Here is a 16524-nt window from a genome sequence, read left to right as displayed (position 1 = left end):
CAAGGAGCGCGCATGACCTACCGCGTGGTGCTGTGGGGCACCGGGAACGTGGGCCGCAACGCCCTGATCGGCATCACCGCCCGCCCCGACCTCGAACTCGCGGGCGTCTGGGTCTCCAACCCGGTAAAGGTCGGTCGTGACGCCGGTGAGCTCGCCGGTCTCGGCCCGCTGGGCGTCACCGCCACGAACGACGCCGACGCCGTCCTCGCGCTCAGTCCCGACTGCGTCGTCTACACGTCCATGGCCGACGTGCGCCTTGGAGAGGCGCTGGAGGACCTGCAGCGGATCCTCCGCGCGGGCGTGAACGTCGTCTCCAGCAGCCCCGTCTTCCTGCAGTTCCCCGACGAGGCGATGGGCTCGCCGATCCGGCAGGCCGCCCTCGACGGCGGCGCGTCGATCTGGGTGAACGGCGTCGACCCCGGTTTCGCCAACGACTGGCTTCCGCTGACCGTCACGAGCATCAGCGAGCGCATCACCGAGGTCCGTTGCCTGGAGATCCTCAACTACGCGACGTACGACCAGGCCACGGTGCTGTTCGACATCATGGGCTTCGGCGGCCCGATGGACGACCCGCCCCTGCTGCTCCAGCCGGGCGTGCTGTCCCTGGCCTGGGGCAGCGTCGTGCGCCAGCTCGCGGCCGGGCTCGACGTGGAGCTGGACGGCCTGGAGGAGTGGCACACCCGGCTGCCCGCTCCGGAGGCGTTCGACGTCGACGCCGGCCGGATCGAGAAGGGCACCGCCGCCGCGCTGCGCTTCGAGGTCCGCGGCATGCGCGGCGGCCGGCCTGTCATCGTGCTGGAGCACGTCACCCGCCTGCGCGACGACCTCGCCCCCGACTGGCCGCAACCGGCGGGCAAGGGCTGCTACCGCGTGGAGGTCCGCGGCGAGCCGAACTACACCGTCGACCTGCAGCTTCTCGGCACCGACGGCGACCACAACACGGCCGGCCTGAAGGCCACGGCCATGCGCCTCGTCAACGCCGTCCCCACCGTCGTACAGGCCGGCCCGGGGCTGCTGACCGCCCTCGACCTGCCTCTGATCACCGGCCGTGGCCTCGTTGGGTGAACACCCCGATCGCCTCGTTACCGCTCGTTACGCACGAAATCGGGCTAAATCGGGCGTCGTGCGGTACCGTGATCGTCCTGTGGCTGCGTTGTTCCAGTGCGACGACTGTGGTTGGTTAACACCGCAGAAACAGTTGGAAAACGTTGGCGAAATGTCGGACTTACACCATCATGTGGGTAATGCGGCATCGGCCGACCGCTCAAGGCCTGGCCGTGGGATGTACACACCAGCCTTCGAGGGGGACTGATCCGATGTCCACGTCACCGACCGAGACCCCCACACCCACGGGCACCGCGACTCCCACCCCCACTCCCACCGGCTCACCGTCGCCGACCGGATCTCCCAGTCCCACCCCGTCGACGCCCACCGGCTCGCCGTCCCCTACCGGCTCGCCGTCGCCTTCAGCTTCGCCCACTCCCTTGCCCACCCTTACGCCATCGCCCACGCGGCCGGCGCCGACGTACGGGCCACCGGCTCCCCTTCCGTCCCCGAGCGCCACCCTGGCTCCTTCACCGACGCCGTCCCCTGCGCCCGGTTCACAGCCGTCCGCACCGCCCATGGGAATCCACTCGGCCGACCTCAAGCGGCAGGCCGGGAAGATCGCTCAGGAGGGCACCGACCTGGCGACCGACCTCGTGGGCCTCGTACGGGCGCTGGAGGGCGTGGGGAACTTCTGGGGCGACGATGAAGCCGGCCAGACCTTCTACGAGGGCGCTGACGGAAAACCCGGGTATCGCGTCCGTCACGACGGCGGACTGACCGACGCGCTCGCCATCGTGGCGGGCTACGAGAAGATCGCCATGCGCCTGCAGCAGATGGGCGACAACGTCGACGTCGCCAATTGGAACGTCATCGTCTCGCTCCCGAAGGTGCCTGAATGACCGTCGAAGAGATCCTGTGGTGGATCGGTGGCGTGGAAATGCCGAAGGGAGATTCCGGAAAGGCGCGACAGGCCGCCGCCATCTGGGGGCAGATCGCCGATCGCATCGAGTCGAGCATCAGGACCACCGATCCGATGGCCACGGACATCTGGACGCTCTATCACGGACTCGGAATAGACGCGTTCAAGAAGTTCTGGACCAAGGATTTCGCGCCGTACCCCCACGAGCTCGCCGCGTACTGCCGCCGGATCCAGGCGGTGTGCAACGGCTACGCCGACGCGGTGGACAAGATGCGACTCGTCCTCACTCTCCTGGCCATCCAGACCTACCTCAACATCCTGTTCACGATCGCCTACGGGTGGGTCACCGGGTGGATGGGCACGCTGGCGGAGCTGGCGGTCATCCGCGACCGGGCGGCCATTCAGGCGGTGGCGCAGCGGACGCTGTTCCAGAAGATCATGATCAAACTCCTGGAGTACCTGTTCGACAGCATCGGTTACGCGGCGGGGCAGCAGCTGCTGCAGATGGGCACCTTCGGCGTGGCGGACCTCTTCATGGACTACGACGACGACGCCAAGAAGATCATCGGGTACGACCCGTACTCCATGAAGGCCAACGGCGTGCAGTTCGCGCAGGCCGTCGGCGCGAACTTCGCCTTCGACGCCGCCAACGACATGACCGCCGCCGGTCTCGGCAAGGCGGGCCCGCTGGGACGGGTCCTGTCGAGCGGCGCGGGACGCAGGGTGCTGGGGTTCGGCTCCCGGATGGTGGGCTCGAACGTCTACACGGTGGTCGGCAACATGGAACAGGGCAAGCAGCCCAGTGAGTGGTTGCCGACGTGGCAGCAGGAAGTGGACAAGTTGATCATCCACGGCAGCCGCATGGCGAAGAACCCCGCGAAGGGACCGATCGGGTCCGGCAGGACCGGGCCGTGAGTCGTGCGGACCGGCCGGGTGATGGCAGGCCCGAGGCGGAGGCGGAGCATTTCCGTACCGCCCCTCGGGCGGTCGGCGCCGTCACCCTGGCCGGCGGCGTCGCCCTGCTGGCGGCGGCCGGATGGTTCGGCGTCTGGACGGTACGGACGACGGACGGTCCCTGGGGGAGTCCCGGCAGGGCGGGAACGCTGACCGTCGCACAGTGTAGGACCTCGCATCCGTCCGGCGGAGACGGGCCCACGATGATGTGCACGGGGACGTTCGTCCCCGATGGCGGCGGATCCTCCGTCCCCGCCGTATCGCTGCGGCTGGACTCGGTGCGCGGCTGGGCCTCCGGCGAGCGGATCCGGGTACGGCTGCGGCCGGACTCGCGAACGGCGTACCGTCCGGGGGGCCACGACTGGATCTCGCACGCGTTCGTCTTCGTTGTGCTGATCTTCTTCGCGGCGATCGCAATCCGTGGATCGTTCCAACGTCACCGTGTCGAGGTGGTCAGCGAGTCTCGGGAGGAGCGTTCATCCGCCTGAAGTCCGCCATGATCTCGTCCGCGGCGAAGTCCGGCATCAGCGACTGAATCTGTCGGGACAGCTCCTCCTGGAGGATGCCGGAGGCATCGTTGACCATCACCATGATCCGCTCGGCGAGCGTTTCGAGGTCGAGTCGTTTGGCGCGCGGATCGAATCGCAGTTCCCGTATGCGGCCGGGCGGCCCCACGGTCATGCTGATGAGTCCGTCTTCGCTCTCCACCTGAACCGAGAGATCCTGGATGATCTCCTGGGTGCGGGACGCGTCGCGGACTCGGGATTCCAGGTTGCGCATCGTCTCCTCGAACAGCTGCCGCTCGAACTCCATGGGGCAGATTCTATAGATATTAGGCATCATGCCCGAAATGTGTAACCCGCAATGTCAATGCCGTCCCCACCGTCGTCGAAGCCCGCCCGGGCCTCCTCACCGCCCTCAACCTCCCGCTGATCACCGGGCGCGGCCTGGTCGTCTGAGCAGCCACCAGGAACACGACATCGCGATGTGTCGGCAGCGATGTCACGACAGCACACCCGCCGCGAACAGCGTGCCGATGTCCAGTGAGCCCTTCCCGTCACGCAGCCGGAGGAGGCGTATCGATCCGGATCTCGTCTGGCGAGGTCGTAGGCGAGCCAGGGGGCGTTACGGCCGGAAGGCAGCAGCCGTCGCGTGTATTCGGGTGGTGCCGGCCGGCGGAGTAGTTCCCAGTCCGGATCGAAGAAGACCACACCTTCACGGAGCAGCTGGGCGAACCACAACGCCGCTGGAAAGAGGGTCGGGTCGGCAGGTACGGCGCCGAGCGCGAGTTGCCCCGTGGGCACCCGCAGCGCGGGGATGTCGGTCGCCTGTGACGTCGTCTCGGGTACGAACTTGGTCGGCGAGGTCCCCGCTCGAAGGATCACCTCCTGCCACTCGTCGTGGCCATCACCGATCCGTCCTTGCGGGAACACGCCTGGTTCCGGCCGGATGCCCTCTTCGGCGAAGAGGAACAGGTATTCGTCGGCGACGGTGAGCGCCTCCGGCTCGACGTTCAGGCTGAGCTCATAGCGCAGGTGTGTCAGCGCGTGCGGCAGGAGCGAGGACAGGGATCTGTCCGCGAGCGTCTCGACGATGTCCGGCGGGACCTGGGCCTCTATCGCGAAGGCGATCTGCTCGCCTTGCCGTTTGTGCAACAGCTCGATCAACGTACCGGCGCGTGGTGGACCATTCCGGCCCTGTCGTTCCAGGAAGGCCGCTGCCGCAGCTCGATGCTGGCCCAGTAGGTCGCCCAGGAGATTCGGGATGTCCAGCAGCGTCGTCTTACCGGCCCCGTTCGAACCCGCCAGGACGTGATAGCGGCTGAGGTCGACGCTCAGGCGGGGAAAGCAGCGGTATCCGTACGCTTCGATCCGTGTGATCACGTAGCCGCTCCAGGCTCGGGATGCTTCTCCCGGAACTTCTTGTAGGCCTCCGCGATCACAGGAAAGTCGTTGCCGACGACGTCGGCCCTCTATTGGCCACGCGAGTTGTCATCATTGCTCGTTCGCATCGTTGTCTCGGGTGCTGCTGTACGTAACGACTGCTACCTCGACGCAGTTCTGTGCGGCGCCACTGTGAAGACTCTTTCGCCAGGTGGCGGAGGAAATATCGCGCATCTGACACATCTCGTCTCCTTTGCAGCATTAGAGATCACGTATGACAGTTCGGGCCAGCTTGGCCGTGTCGTCGGGATCAAGTGCTTTAGCTCGAAGGTGGTCAAACGCCAGGCTATAGCGAAAAACGTCGCTTTCGTCCTCGACGTACAGCGAGCCGGTAACGTTCTCGACGTAGACGACGTCCGGGTCGACTCGCTCGGGGAACTCCAGGAGTTCGAACGAACATGCGGCGGCTGCGTGAGCGCCGATGTCGAGCATGAGGATCTCCACACAGTCTCCGCCGTTCCCGCTGCGGCTGCTCTTGCGCCATCCAGCGCGGCTCACGGCGCCATCGTCGTCGAGGTCGCGCCCTGGGCTGCGCATCGGCCGGTCATGAGTGCCACCTCGACGCACGCGTGGTCCTCGACACCGTCACTGCGGGTGCTCTTGCGCCATTCCGTGATCATGTGTATCTCTCCAGGTACCGATCGATGATCGCGCGGGATTCCACCTCGGAGGCGGCTTGTGCCCCGATATGGTCGAATTTTACGGCGAGTTCCTTGACCTCGGCGGTCTCTTCGCTCAGGCGCCCGCCGTTCTGGGCACCGGCGTACGCCACGTCCCTCGTCTCCATGCCGATGACCCGGAAGGGACCATCGATCCCGAGGTGCGCCCCGGACGATGTAGGGATGATCCGTACGATGACGTGCGGAAGATCGGTCAGGTCGCGAAGGTGCTGGAGCTGCGCCTTCATGACCTCGGGGCCGCCGACGGACATGGCGAGCACGCTCTCGTCCATCAGCGCCCAGATGGTCGGCGGGTCGTCGCGGTCCAGGATGGCGCGTTTGCGGGCGATCCGATCGGCCAGTACGGCCTCGATGTCCTTGACGCGACTCGCCTGGAGCAGGCTCCGGGTGTAGTCGTCGGTCTGCAGCGGACCGGGGATCGCCTGGCCGTGGTAGATCTTGATGGACGTCGCCGTCGCCTCGTAGTGGCTGTACTGGCGAAACCAGTCCGGCTTGTGGGCGGCGCGGGCGTACCAGTGGAGCAGTTCGAAGAGACGGCCGGTGTTCCAGGCCTCGTCGATGGCCTTTGCCTGCTTTTCGTCGATCTTCCGGCGCCCCGCTTCGACGTTGCAAACACTTGATCGCGCGGCTTTGATGATTTGACCCATTTGCGTAAGCGAAAGACCGTGCTTCTCGCGCTCGTAGCGCAGCTCGTAGGCGAGGAAGTGCCAGAGGGACAGTTTCGGGTCGATCGGATCTCGGAGGGCGGGCATCGCATCCCCTTGTTTTCAATCTATTCGGGCACGCCCGAATGTAGACCTGAAGGGTCATTCTTTGCGGGTGAATCAACAATCGCGCTGCTAGGGATGGTGCGGCGATGTCCTCAATTGCCCAGAATTCTTACATAAGTGTGTTCGCCGATACCCGTATCACGGGGCGCGCCGCGAACGCGCCGAGCACGCTGCGCTGGCGGCGTACGTATCCGGGCCGCGCCGACCAGGCGCGGCTCGTCCGTCAATTCGTCGGCTTCCTGCTCGCCGGAGATCCATTGGCCGAGGAGGTGGTGTTCGCGGCAGCCGAGCTGAGCGCGAACGCCGTGCGTCACACCCGCTCCGGGCGGCCTGGCGGGTCATTCACAGTGGAGATCCGCCATTGGCGCGACGGTGCGGCGATCGCCGTCACCGACCAGGGCACGGCCGGGCCGCCGAGGTCAAGAGACGCCGACGAGCTCTCCGAGTCGGGCCGTGGCCTGCGCACCATCCAGACCATCGCCCGCTGCCTGCACTGGACCGGCGACGAGAACGGACGGACCGTCTTCGCGATCTTCATGCAGGAGCCGCCCGCATTCGTACATGCGCCGAGCCGGCCCGGCCGGAAAGGAATGTGACTCGATGTTCGTCTCTCCGTACGACATGCACGTCCGGGCCGAGAACAACGTCATCGCGATGATGGCCTCCGCCATGCGTGCCACGTCCACGGCCGGGCACGCCGAAGACTTCCTACGCCAGGCCCGCACCTTCGTGCTGGCCGAAGGCGTGGCCCTGACCGGCGTACTGAACATCCACCGCCACATCGCGCGGGCGCCCGGCACAGCCGGATGCGCGACCTGCGGAACCGCCGGGGCGTGCCGCACGCTCCGTCAGATCAATGATGCGCTCGCCGCCTACCTCACCGACCAGCCACCCAGCGTCGACAGCGCCGAAGCCTGGCGGCGCGCCGACGCATGGTTCAACGCGAATGCAGGACAGCGTTCTCCGCTGGTGGTCGAGGAGTCCGCCGACACCTATCTGGTCTGGCCGGTTCCGCGTACTGCGGGCCCCGACGACCGCGGCCTGCTCGTGATCGACAAGCGCAGCGGACGGCTCATCACGCCACCGGGGGGCGGTAGATGAGGCCTCCGCAGATCCACCATCGGCTCACCGCGACGATCGACGAGGGTTTCGCCCTGGCGGCAGACGCCGACGAAAGAACGATTCAGACCGCACTCGACGAAATCGTCGAAAACGGACTCGACGAAGCCGGTCTTGCCTTCCTCCGGCAGGCGCACCATCTCGTTCTCGACGCCATGGCCGCCCTGACGAGCGTCCTGGACGCCCATAAATACACGCCCTACTGTCACGAGTGTGGAACCGCCGAGATATGCCGTACGGTCCGTGGCATACAAGAGATCTTCTACAACGGCGCGATGACACCGGCGGGCGATCGGAAGGCCAGTGGAGAGCCCGGCTCCGCCAGGACCTGACGGTGGTCAGCCGGCCAGCTGATTAGCCAGCGGCCGGGCCTGCGCCAGGAACTCGTCCAAACCTGCATCATCGAGTTCCTCATCTGCGACCAACTCGGCGAGCAGGAAGATCTGGGCGCGTGCCTCGGTCTCGTCACCCAGTTCGCCGGCCACCGTCTCGCCGAGCGCGCGCCGTATCAAGATCTCTGCGGCACGTGTGTCGATCTCTATTCCGGGATCGAGACGTCGAGCACGCATGGTCGCGACGAGACGGATGACGTCGGCGATCGTCCAACCGGGGTGGAAACGACGGCGGATCGCGGTGACGAACGCCGCGTAGACCAGTTCTCCGTAACCCCCGACAGGGCCGACCTCGACGAGTCTCTTGGTCAGCCGCACGCCCTCGTCGGGATCGAAGGCCAAGAAGGCCCGCAGCGCCGCCACCTGCTCATCGCTCACAGCCATGGCGACGTCCCGTCCGTCCTCAGTCGGTCCATTCGTCTGCCAGCTTGCGGGCCTCGGCCATGAACTTATCCAACTGCTCACCGCTGAACTGCTCGTCGAGGACCAGCGCCGTTAGCAAGGTGAGTTGTGTTGTAATGACGGTGTCATCGTCGAGGTCGGTTTCCGTCACGTCCCCGAGTACGGCGCGGATCAAGACTTCCGCTGCGTGCGGGTCGATCTCGTCGCCTTTCTCATCGAATCGGGATCGCGCGCTGCCTACGAACGCGATCACGTCGGTGTCGGTGCCGCCACCCTTGGTGAATCTTCGGTCGGCCGCTTCGAAAAAAGCCGCAGCGATCAGGGTTGGATAGCCGCCCTTCGCGCCAGGCCGGGCGAGATCAGCCCAGAGTCGCTGATATTCGTCAAAATTCCCTGCGAGGTGGGCCCGAAGCGTTGCTACTTGGCTGTCGGTTATCGCCATCGTCATGTCCCCTTCTGTTCCTTCAGCCTTCTATGGAAGAACCGGATGCCCTCGCCGATCAACGCGCCTGTCACCAGGGCCGTAGTTATCGCGCTGCCAGTATCCAGCCCCTGGTGCGGGGCGGGCGCCACATCCGGTCCCGTTCGGGCCTCCTGGTGACCCGGCGGTGGACGCCGCGTCAGGATGTCTTGCAATCGATCGGCACCCTTCCCCGCCTTGTCGGCAACCTTTTCACTATCCCTGCGAAATGCCCCACGAAACGCTTCGGCCCGCGATTTCCTGTCCTTCTCGGCGTTATCGTCCTTGGTGTTGGCGACGCGGTCGCCCGCCCTGTCGGCCGGATCGCTGAGTTCGTCACCGATCTCATTCGACCACGCGGCGGCTCCAACAGGATCGAGGACTTCGCGAAGTGGCTTGCCGTCGACCGTGAGCTGCAGTGGGCTTTTGGCCACCACGGCGGCCGGATCGGGCTTGTCGTTGGGTTTCTCCACAGCCATTGCGCCGCCGTGTTCCCCTGTGCGCTCGGAGGTGGACCGGCCTTCAGGCTGCGCGGCGGTGGTGCCACCCGAGGCCTCCATCGTTCGGGACGCCGTGTCGTGGCGGCCGGTCGGCGGAGCTTCCGTGCCCCCCGGCTGATCACGTTCGGGGAGAGGAGCTTCGGCTGCCTTGCGGTCGGCGGGGCGGTGCGGGACGTCGCTGGTTTCCGGCAGCTTCTGCTCCCTTGTGGGCGCAGTCGTCTCGGGCTTGTCAGTGATCTGCGGTTTTCCTTCGAAGGAGGCACTGCCCCCGGATGCATCGCGAGAGCCCTCCGCTTCGGGACCCGCGTTCTTGGCCTGACGCATTCCACTGTCCGTGTGGGTGGACTCGGAGGTCGCCGTCTCTGCGGAGCGAAGGCCCTCCGCCGTGGACACGTCCGCGCGCTCCGTCTTGTTCGGCGGGCCGCTCTCCGCGCCGGTCGGCTTGTCGGTGACAGAGTTCTCGTCGGATGATTCGCTCGATTGGGCCGACCTGGACGCGGCCGGCTTGTCGGAGCCGGTTTCCAGGGATGCGTCGTTTTGCTCGCCGGCCGTCTCCTGTGCGGGCGGGGCGGTCTCAGGTTTGCTGTTCGCGGCGGCCGCACCGCGCCGGCTGTCGGCGCGGGAGGGAAAGCCTTCCTCGCCGGGGCGATCCGGGGGCGGTGGCGGACGCCGTTCGGTGGCGGGCTTGTTCTCGGTGTTCTCGATGTTCTCGGTGTTCGCGTTGGAGCCGGTGCTCCTCCGGTCAATGCCCATCGGCCGCCCCCAGGCGGTGCATCGGCGCTGTCGTCACGCCCGCGAAACCCGCATCTTTACGATGGCCCCGTCTTCTGACACAGAGTCTGACATGACGGACGACAACTCAAGCAGAGCGGTACTGGGCTTGTCACCGTCCCGTTGACTGTTTGCCGTCGCTGTGGACGTGCGGGTGTCCGGAAGCGCCGGATTTCGGCGTCCGCAACGGCGGCAAGGAGTCAACGGCGGCGGCAATGTCGTCCGACTATGGCTCCGGCCATGAATCCCGCACGCGTATGGATCTCCCGGTCCCGACGCGTGATCCCACGTTCCTCCGGCGCCGTCTTTGCCTGGCGTTGGGATGATCGCCCTCGAGCAGGTCGACGCCGCCCGTCCGGTGGCCGAGATCGCCGTCCGCCCGATGGGGGAGCACGAGGATCCGCTGACCCGATACCGCTGCCTCCTCCGTGCGGAGCTCTGCGCGGCGTTGCGCTCGTAGCGCGGCCCAATCGCGGGTGACCGCGTTCCGCCGAGGTTTTTCGGCGTCCCAACGACGAAAACCCTCGGCCGAGACGAGCACCGCCATGCCGGTCGCGGCGCGGCGAACCGCGGGTACGCATGGCTGCGTAGACCTGTGAGCTGTGCAAGGGGCGGCGATCCGGTCATTCCTGGATGATCGACCTTCCTGCTCCCTGTCGAGCCTGCTACTTGATAAGTTCAATTAGCTCCTTGAATGGGTTATCAACTTGTCGAGGGCGTGCGGAATCAAAACACCGGCGGAGGCCTAGGCAGGAGTGAGCGACGAGGGTGCGTCGGTGGGCTCGCTGCAAGGACCGGGTGACTGCTGACCGCCCCTGGCCGCCTGTCTGACTGAGGAATACTGCACCCCTCGAATAAGTGCTCTGCGTTGATGGATCATCACTGCCCGGAGAATTCCTAATCGCCGGACCGCTGCCGGCTGCCGAGGTAGGCGCGGAACATCGGGTGGACCTGGAAGCGCTGCACCGCGGGCAGGTTGAGGTGTTGCACCTGGTGGACGCCGATGAACGCCCCCTGGCCGCCGTTGGCCGGATCGGCGTCCCCGACGGGCTGGGCGGTGACGAAACCCGTCTGCCAGAGGATGTCGATCAGGCCGTCCGGGTCACAGAGCGGCAGCCAGGCGGACGTCCCGTTCGTCGGGACCTCGCCCAGGATCAGCTCGAGGCACAGCAGTTGCAGGTCCTCGCGCTCGAAGGAGTGGTTCCGCCCGCGGAAGACCTCGAACACGCCGAGCAGGCCGGGGTACTGGAAGCGGTACTCGGCGGCGATGTCCTTGGTGCGTTCCTCGGAGTAGCCGCGCTCGGCCCACCGGATCGCCTCATGGGACAGAGGAAGAGTGGGCGTACGGTCCCGGGCGATCTCGAGCACCGTCGTGCAGAACTCGATGATCTCGCGCGGACGGTAGAGGGTGCGGTCCACCACGTAGCGGAACGAGCTGTCGACCGGAGCTCCGGGGATGGGCGCGAACACGGCGTTCCAGCACGTCAGGTCGTCGGCGCGGTCGAGGACCTGCGCGTCGTAGCCCATCTCCCGCGCGGAGTACCGGATGCGTTTGGCGATGAGCTCCAGAAGGGAGTCCTCGCTCCACCGGATCGTCTCGAGCAGGTCGCGATACTTCTGCGCGTCCTCGTACAGCGCCGGGATGTCGTCGTACAGCTCCCGGCGCAGGGAGATGTACACCGAGAGGTTCTTGTGCAGGGCGTTGACGGAGACGCAGGCCTGGAAGAGCCCGGCCACGAACGCCTTGGCGTCCTCGGAGGAGTCCCAGCCCCGGTCGAGTTCGTCCACCACGATGGTGACGCGTTGCCTGTCGAGCACCTTCCTGAGGGCGGGCAGCAGGGAGTGGATCTCCTCCAGCTTGTAGAGCCGGTCGAGCTCCCGCGTCTTGGCCCCCGCCTCGATGGGGCCGAGCTTGATGTTCTCCAGCCGCTTGAGGTACGAGACGAGGACGGACAGCCGGCCCATCTGGACGTTGGCGTGGTTGTTGCGGATGTAGCCGTGGATCTCCGCGCCCGCGCCCTTCGCCAGCCGCATGCCCTTGCGAGCGGCCTCCTTCATGACCAGGACGTAGAGCAGGTACTTCCAGGCGGCGGCGTACGCCCCGTGCTTGGCCCACGATCCGGCGTTCTCGCTGGCCATCGTCGAACTGAGCAGCTCGTACGAGTAGTCCTCCGGGGACAGCTCGATGACCCGGTTCCCGGCGGTGCGCTCGCGCTTGGCGACGACTTGAAAGATGGCGCTCTTCCCCGACCCGCGGTTGCCGAGGAGCACCGTCTTGGCGCCCGAGTGGACGCGGTGGTACGCGGCGGACTCGACGAAGCATTTCTCCAGGCCGCGCCCGATGTCGCGCTCGGCGGACGGCGCGCCGAAGTCGAGGCCGTCGAGGATCTTGGAGGACAGGACCAGCCGCGCCATGACTCCACCACCGTCTGAGGACATCTGTGGAGATCATCGCACGTCCCGAAAAATGGCGATTCTGGCGCAGGTGCCGGAACCTCGGCGATCCGGCGAAGGTCGAAAGCGATGTGTCGCGAATCGCCGGAGAAGACGTGCGCTCTGCCGTCGCGGCGATCGGGACGGCGGCAGGGAAGGCGAGGTGTCGCCCTCGTGATGGGTATGCCTGACCAGGAGTGATTCGGATACACCCTCCGGGAGGGGAGGCGCCGGCGACATCATGAGCGTTCACGTCCTGCCCCTCGCGATCACCATGATGGCGGGGCCACAGATCATCTCGGCGATCATCTTCGTGACCGCCGAGAGGGCGATTCGCCTGTCGCTGGCGTTCCTGGCCGGGGTGCTGACGGCGACGGTGGCCGGGCTCGCCATCGCCCGGGCGGTCGCCGAACTACTGGGATCCGCGGTGCACCTGGGTGATTCGCAGCACAGAGGCGGTGCCGGCCGGATCATCGAGCTGGCACTCGTCGTTCTCCTGCTCCTGCTGGCGCTGAAGAACTACCTGGGGCGGGAGACCGCCGAGCCACCGGGCTGGCTGACGACCCTGCTGACGGCGACGCCTCTCCGGGCGGTGGCGACCGGGCTGCTCGTCATCCTGGCGATGCCCTCCGACATCATCGTCCTGCTGACCGTCGGGCTCGACCTGAAGCGGAGCCATGCGGGCCTGGCCGACGCGGCGCCGTTCGTGGCCGCCACACTCGTGATCGCCGCGCTGCCGCTGCTGGCCTACCTGTCCTTCCGGCGCCGCGCGGAACGGGCGATGCCAAGGATTCGCGACTGGCTGGACTCCCACAGCTGGCTGGTCAACATGATCGCCTGCTTCGTCTTCATCGCGCTGATCCTTATTTAGTGGTGAGGATCAGACCGTCCGGCGGGCGTGGGCGACCAGGCGGCGCAGGACGTCGTCGGTGCGCTCGGGGAGCTCGTCGAGCGGGAACCAGCGCAGGTCGTCGGACTCCTCGCTGATCCGCTCCCGGGCGCCGGCCGGGGCGACGGCGACGTACTGGACGTCGAGGTGGTACGACCCGCCGTGGCACCAGACGCGGTGCCGGTCGAGGTGCACCGGGCCGGGCAGCAGACGCAGGCCGTCGATGCCCGACTCCTCGGTCGCCTCGCGCAGCGCCGCGCCCGCGAGCGTGGTGTCGTGCGGTTCGCAGTGGCCGCCCAGCTGGAGCCACAGACCCGCCTTGGGATGCAGGGTGAGCAGGACGCGCTCCCCGGCCGGGTCGAGGACGATCGTGCTGGCCGTCAGATGGCCGGGCACGCATTCGCGCCACATGGCGCTCTCGTGCGCCGCCAGGTGCGCGAGGTAGTCGCGCCGTAGCAGGTCCTGCTCGGCGTCGGGCGCCTCCCAGTCCGACAGGGCGCGTACGGCGTCGGCGTGCAGTGTCATCGTCACCTCATCGGCGCGACCGCGCCGCCATCCTCGGGTACGGGCACGGGCCCGAGCGGGAGGACCCACCGGAACCGTCGCCGGCGAGTCGGGTGCGGGCCGGGTCAGTCGCGCGAGCCGGGGGAGTCGTCGCCGGAGCCGTCGTCCTCCTGGTCGGTGAACTGCGACATGTCGATGTCGGCGCCCTTGCCCTCGACGAACGCCTGGGGGTTCTCCAGGTCGTCGGCGGTGGGCAGCAGGTCCGGGTGCGCCCAGACGGCGTCACGTCCGTCGTTGCCGCGCGCCTCGCCCAGGGCGGCCCACAGGGCCGCGGCCTCCCGCAGCCGCCGGGGGCGCAGTTCCAGGCCGACGAGCGTGGCGAAGGTGCGCTCGGCGGGACCGCCGGTCGCGCGCCGGCGGCGTACGGCCTCGCCGAGCTTGCCGGCGGACGGCAGCCTGCCGTCGGCGGCGGCGCTGACGACGATGTCGACCCAGCCTTCGACCAGGGCCAGCGCGGTCTCCAGGCGCACCAGTGCGGCCTTCTGCTGGGGAGTCTCCTCCGGGGTGAGCGCGAGCTCGCCGCCGAGGGCCTCCTGCAGGGCCTCCGGGTTCGTCAGGTCGGCCCCGGCGATGGCCTCCTCGATCTTGGACAGGTCGACGGTGATACCGCGCGCGTAGTCCTCGACCGCGCCGAGCAGGTGGGCGCGCAGCCACGGAACGTGCCCGAACAGCCGCTGGTGGGCCGCCTCGCGCAGCGCCAGGTAGACGCGCACCTCGTCGGCGTCGACCTCCAGGCCCTCACCGAACGCGGCCACCCCGGCGGGCAGCAGCGCGCCGACGCCCTCGGGGGCCAGCGGCAGCCCGACGTCGGCGGAGCCGACGACCTCGAGGGCCAGCCCGCCGAGCGCCTGCCCGGCCTGGCCGCCGACCATGGCGCCCGACATCTGGCGCATCATGCCGACGAGCGGGCCGGCGACGGCCTTCATCTCCTCGGGCATCGCGTCGCCCATCGAGTCGACCATCCGCGCGGCGATCGGGTCGCAGACCTTCGACCACACCGGCAGGGTGTTCTCGATCCACTCCGACCGGCTCCAGGCCTGCGGGGTGCGAATGCCCGCGGGGAGCGTCGTCGCCTCGTCCAGCCACAGGTCGGCCAGCCGCAGCGCCTCGACGACCGCGCGGCGCTCCGCGTCGACGACCGACGGGTCGCCGCGCTCGACGACGGCGTGCCGGGCGACGTCCTTGGCCAGGTCCCAGTTCAGCGGGCCGGTACTCGCCGACTGGCCGGACAGCATGTCGGCGAACTGGTGCAGCATGGCGGCGAAATCCTGCATGCCGCCCGCGCCGAAAGGGCCTTCGTTCTCGGGCTTGTTCTCATCGCCGGGCTCTCCCGGGCGGTTGAACCCGAAGGGGATGTCGCTCACTGGCTCGACCTCAGGCAGGATGAATAGGTCACAACCTTCACGTTAGCCGGTCGACGGCCGGGGGCGTGCGTATGGAGGACTCACTCGACTTGAGTACACGAGAGGTTCGCCCACGGCGTAGTACGGGGCCGGTCGTCGCCGTCACGGGGGCGGCCGACGGTATCGGACGTGCCCTGGTCGCCCGGCTGGCGGACTCGGGGGACATCAAGAAGGTCGTCGGCCTCGACGACCACCGCGGGGACGTGTCCGGAATCACCTGGCGTGTGGTGGACGTCCGCGACCCGCAGCTCACCAACCGGATCTCCGACGTCGACGTGATCGTCCACCTCGACATGGACCTGTCCCCGGACACCGATCACCGGGAGCGGCGCGCGTACAACGTCCGTGGCGCGCAGACCGTGATCACCGCCGCGGCGGCCGTCCGGGTCCGCCGGGTGATCGTCGTGACCAGCGCGATGGTGTACGGCGCGCAGGCGGACAACCCGGTTCCGCTCCCGGAGGACTCCCCGCTCGCGGCCGAGCCCGACGACGGCATCATCGGCGATCTCCTGGAGATCGAGGACCTGGCGGCGATGGCGCCGGTGGCGCACCCCGGCATGACCGTCACCGTCCTGCGGCCGGCCGCGCTGGTCGGCCCGGGCATCGACACGGTGGTCACCCGGCACTTCGAGGCGCCCCGGCTGCTCACGGTCAAGGGATGCGATCCTCGCTGGCAGTTCTGTCACGTCGACGACCTGGTCAGCGCGCTCGAACTGGCGATCACCGGAGAGATCTCCGGCCGCGTGGCGGTCGGCAGCGACGGCTGGCTCGAACAGGACGAGGTCGAGCAGATCACCGGGCGGCGGCGCTTCGAGCTGCCGGCGGCGATCACCTTCGGCACCGCGCAGCGGCTGCACCGCATCGGCGTGACCCCGGCGCCGGCGACCGACCTGCACTATGTCGTGTACCCCTGGGTCGCCGACTGCGCGACGCTGCGCCAGGCGGGCTGGAAACCGGCACACGGCAACGCCGAAGTGCTGGCCGCGCTGCTCGAGGAGGTCGCCGGGCGGCACGCCGTGGTCGGCCGCAGGCTGGCCAGGAAAGAGGCCACGATGGCCACCGCCGCAGGCGCCACTGTCGCGGTCATCGGCACGGCCGCGATCGTACGGCGTGCCCGGCGCAAGCGCCGCGGCTGACGGGAGACGAATGGCCGGCCACGTTCGACGTCTTCTCGGCCGTCGCACCTGCCATGGGGAGTGGTGGCGACGGCTCGCGGATGCGGCCGCGATGCCCTGGGCCGGCTCGTAGTTCCGGCCCGCGGCCGCCGCGGAGAACTCC

At 67.9% G+C, this 16524-nt stretch carries 23 protein-coding genes; 10 read left to right on the top strand and 13 right to left on the bottom strand.

Annotation, left to right across the window (positions count from 1 at the left end):
• The first annotated feature begins 12 nt into the window (after window positions 1-12).
• The gene (locus tag NE236_RS31050) at window positions 13-1065 is read left to right on the top strand and encodes an NAD(P)H-dependent amine dehydrogenase family protein (protein WP_252845757.1); all 1053 of its coding nucleotides are present in this window, start codon (window positions 13-15) and stop codon (window positions 1063-1065) included.
• Window positions 1066-1264: 199 nt separating this feature from the next.
• On the opposite strand, the gene NE236_RS31045 is transcribed toward NE236_RS31050, so the two are convergent.
• The gene (locus tag NE236_RS31045; RefSeq protein ID WP_252845756.1) at window positions 1265-1564 is read right to left on the bottom strand and encodes a hypothetical protein; all 300 of its coding nucleotides are present in this window, start codon (window positions 1562-1564) and stop codon (window positions 1265-1267) included.
• Between the two features lie 58 nt (window positions 1565-1622).
• Here NE236_RS31045 and NE236_RS31040 point away from each other — a divergent pair, with 58 nt between their 5' ends.
• Genes NE236_RS31040 through NE236_RS31030 form a run of 3 tightly spaced genes read left to right on the top strand, consistent with a single transcriptional unit; the run spans window position 1623 to window position 3408 of the window.
• On the top strand, window positions 1623-1946 hold the full coding sequence (locus NE236_RS31040; RefSeq protein ID WP_252845755.1) for a hypothetical protein: 324 nt from the start codon (window positions 1623-1625) through the stop codon (window positions 1944-1946).
• Entirely contained in the window at window positions 1943-2881 is a 939-nt protein-coding gene (locus tag NE236_RS31035) for a hypothetical protein (RefSeq protein ID WP_252845754.1), read from the top strand. Before NE236_RS31040 ends, NE236_RS31035 begins: the two co-directional genes overlap by 4 nt.
• The gene (locus tag NE236_RS31030) at window positions 2878-3408 is read left to right on the top strand and encodes a hypothetical protein (RefSeq protein WP_252845753.1); all 531 of its coding nucleotides are present in this window, start codon (window positions 2878-2880) and stop codon (window positions 3406-3408) included. The genes NE236_RS31035 and NE236_RS31030 overlap by 4 nt, the downstream gene beginning before the upstream one ends.
• Here NE236_RS31030 and NE236_RS31025 read toward each other — a convergent pair.
• The 6 genes from NE236_RS31025 to NE236_RS31005 all read right to left on the bottom strand — a co-directional run bounded on the left by NE236_RS31025 (window position 3374) and on the right by NE236_RS31005 (window position 6295).
• Entirely contained in the window at window positions 3374-3733 is a 360-nt protein-coding gene (locus tag NE236_RS31025; RefSeq protein ID WP_252845752.1) for a YbaB/EbfC family nucleoid-associated protein, read from the bottom strand. The genes NE236_RS31030 and NE236_RS31025 overlap by 35 nt on opposite strands.
• A gap of 26 nt (window positions 3734-3759) precedes the next feature.
• A complete protein-coding gene (locus NE236_RS31020; RefSeq protein WP_252845751.1) occupies window positions 3760-4803 on the bottom strand; it encodes an AAA family ATPase in 1044 nt (347 codons plus the stop codon).
• Window positions 4804-4914: 111 nt separating this feature from the next.
• Window positions 4915-5037, bottom strand: a complete 123-nt coding sequence (locus NE236_RS45275; protein ID WP_372494460.1) for a DUF397 domain-containing protein — start codon at window positions 5035-5037, stop codon at window positions 4915-4917.
• A 27-nt stretch (window positions 5038-5064) separates the two neighbouring features.
• Window positions 5065-5400: a Scr1 family TA system antitoxin-like transcriptional regulator gene (locus NE236_RS31015; RefSeq protein ID WP_289851103.1), complete on the bottom strand. Its 336-nt coding sequence runs from the start codon at window positions 5398-5400 to the stop codon at window positions 5065-5067.
• The gene (locus NE236_RS31010) at window positions 5358-5483 is read right to left on the bottom strand and encodes a DUF397 domain-containing protein (protein WP_252845749.1); all 126 of its coding nucleotides are present in this window, start codon (window positions 5481-5483) and stop codon (window positions 5358-5360) included. The genes NE236_RS31015 and NE236_RS31010 overlap by 43 nt, the downstream gene beginning before the upstream one ends.
• Window positions 5480-6295 carry a helix-turn-helix domain-containing protein gene (locus NE236_RS31005; protein ID WP_252845748.1) on the bottom strand — a complete coding sequence of 272 codons (816 nt, stop codon included), beginning with the start codon at window positions 6293-6295 and terminating at the stop codon, window positions 5480-5482. The genes NE236_RS31010 and NE236_RS31005 overlap by 4 nt, the downstream gene beginning before the upstream one ends.
• 137 nt (window positions 6296-6432) lie before the next feature.
• On the opposite strand from NE236_RS31005, the gene NE236_RS31000 reads away from it, so the two are divergent.
• From NE236_RS31000 to NE236_RS30990, 3 genes are read left to right on the top strand one after another with little or no spacing between them, the layout of a single operon-like run.
• Window positions 6433-6909: an ATP-binding protein gene (locus tag NE236_RS31000; protein WP_252845747.1), complete on the top strand. Its 477-nt coding sequence runs from the start codon at window positions 6433-6435 to the stop codon at window positions 6907-6909.
• 4 nt (window positions 6910-6913) lie between these two features.
• The gene (locus tag NE236_RS30995) at window positions 6914-7414 is read left to right on the top strand and encodes an SUKH-4 family immunity protein (protein ID WP_252845746.1); all 501 of its coding nucleotides are present in this window, start codon (window positions 6914-6916) and stop codon (window positions 7412-7414) included.
• Window positions 7411-7764 carry a hypothetical protein gene (locus NE236_RS30990; RefSeq protein WP_252845745.1) on the top strand — a complete coding sequence of 118 codons (354 nt, stop codon included), beginning with the start codon at window positions 7411-7413 and terminating at the stop codon, window positions 7762-7764. The genes NE236_RS30995 and NE236_RS30990 overlap by 4 nt, the downstream gene beginning before the upstream one ends.
• A 6-nt stretch (window positions 7765-7770) precedes the next feature.
• Here NE236_RS30990 and NE236_RS30985 read toward each other — a convergent pair whose 3' ends face one another.
• From NE236_RS30985 to NE236_RS30975, 3 genes are read right to left on the bottom strand one after another with little or no spacing between them, the layout of a single operon-like run.
• Window positions 7771-8187: a hypothetical protein gene (locus NE236_RS30985; protein ID WP_252845744.1), complete on the bottom strand. Its 417-nt coding sequence runs from the start codon at window positions 8185-8187 to the stop codon at window positions 7771-7773.
• A gap of 40 nt (window positions 8188-8227) precedes the next feature.
• Window positions 8228-8674 carry a hypothetical protein gene (locus NE236_RS30980; RefSeq protein ID WP_252845743.1) on the bottom strand — a complete coding sequence of 149 codons (447 nt, stop codon included), beginning with the start codon at window positions 8672-8674 and terminating at the stop codon, window positions 8228-8230.
• On the bottom strand, window positions 8671-9939 hold the full coding sequence (locus NE236_RS30975) for a hypothetical protein (protein ID WP_252845742.1): 1269 nt from the start codon (window positions 9937-9939) through the stop codon (window positions 8671-8673). Before NE236_RS30975 ends, NE236_RS30980 begins: the two co-directional genes overlap by 4 nt.
• A 340-nt stretch (window positions 9940-10279) precedes the next feature.
• Between NE236_RS30975 and NE236_RS30970 the strand changes: the two genes are divergently transcribed.
• Window positions 10280-10417: a hypothetical protein gene (locus NE236_RS30970; RefSeq protein ID WP_252845741.1), complete on the top strand. Its 138-nt coding sequence runs from the start codon at window positions 10280-10282 to the stop codon at window positions 10415-10417.
• Window positions 10418-10854: 437 nt separating this feature from the next.
• On the opposite strand, the gene NE236_RS30965 is transcribed toward NE236_RS30970, so the two are convergent.
• Window positions 10855-12372 (bottom strand): P-loop ATPase, Sll1717 family, encoded by a 1518-nt coding sequence (locus tag NE236_RS30965; RefSeq protein ID WP_252845740.1) that lies wholly within the window; start codon window positions 12370-12372, stop codon window positions 10855-10857.
• A gap of 259 nt (window positions 12373-12631) precedes the next feature.
• On the opposite strand from NE236_RS30965, the gene NE236_RS30960 reads away from it, so the two are divergent.
• Window positions 12632-13261, top strand: a complete 630-nt coding sequence (locus NE236_RS30960; protein WP_252845739.1) for a GAP family protein — start codon at window positions 12632-12634, stop codon at window positions 13259-13261.
• Between the two features lie 9 nt (window positions 13262-13270).
• Here NE236_RS30960 and NE236_RS30955 read toward each other — a convergent pair whose 3' ends face one another.
• Together NE236_RS30955 and NE236_RS30950 are read right to left on the bottom strand one after the other, a co-directional pair.
• The gene (locus tag NE236_RS30955) at window positions 13271-13804 is read right to left on the bottom strand and encodes an NUDIX hydrolase (RefSeq protein WP_252845738.1); all 534 of its coding nucleotides are present in this window, start codon (window positions 13802-13804) and stop codon (window positions 13271-13273) included.
• A gap of 104 nt (window positions 13805-13908) precedes the next feature.
• Window positions 13909-15207 carry a zinc-dependent metalloprotease gene (locus NE236_RS30950; protein ID WP_252845737.1) on the bottom strand — a complete coding sequence of 433 codons (1299 nt, stop codon included), beginning with the start codon at window positions 15205-15207 and terminating at the stop codon, window positions 13909-13911.
• 71 nt (window positions 15208-15278) lie between these two features.
• Here NE236_RS30950 and NE236_RS30945 point away from each other — a divergent pair, with 71 nt between their 5' ends.
• The gene (locus NE236_RS30945) at window positions 15279-16382 is read left to right on the top strand and encodes an NAD-dependent epimerase/dehydratase family protein (RefSeq protein WP_372494459.1); all 1104 of its coding nucleotides are present in this window, start codon (window positions 15279-15281) and stop codon (window positions 16380-16382) included.
• Window positions 16383-16524 lie beyond the last annotated feature (142 nt).

Source organism: Actinoallomurus purpureus, from assembly GCF_024055795.1.
Classification (GTDB): Bacteria; Actinomycetota; Actinomycetes; order Streptosporangiales; family Streptosporangiaceae; genus Actinoallomurus; species Actinoallomurus purpureus.
Note: the sequence above shows the minus strand (reverse complement) of the source record. Positions and strands in the feature narration are given on the sequence as shown.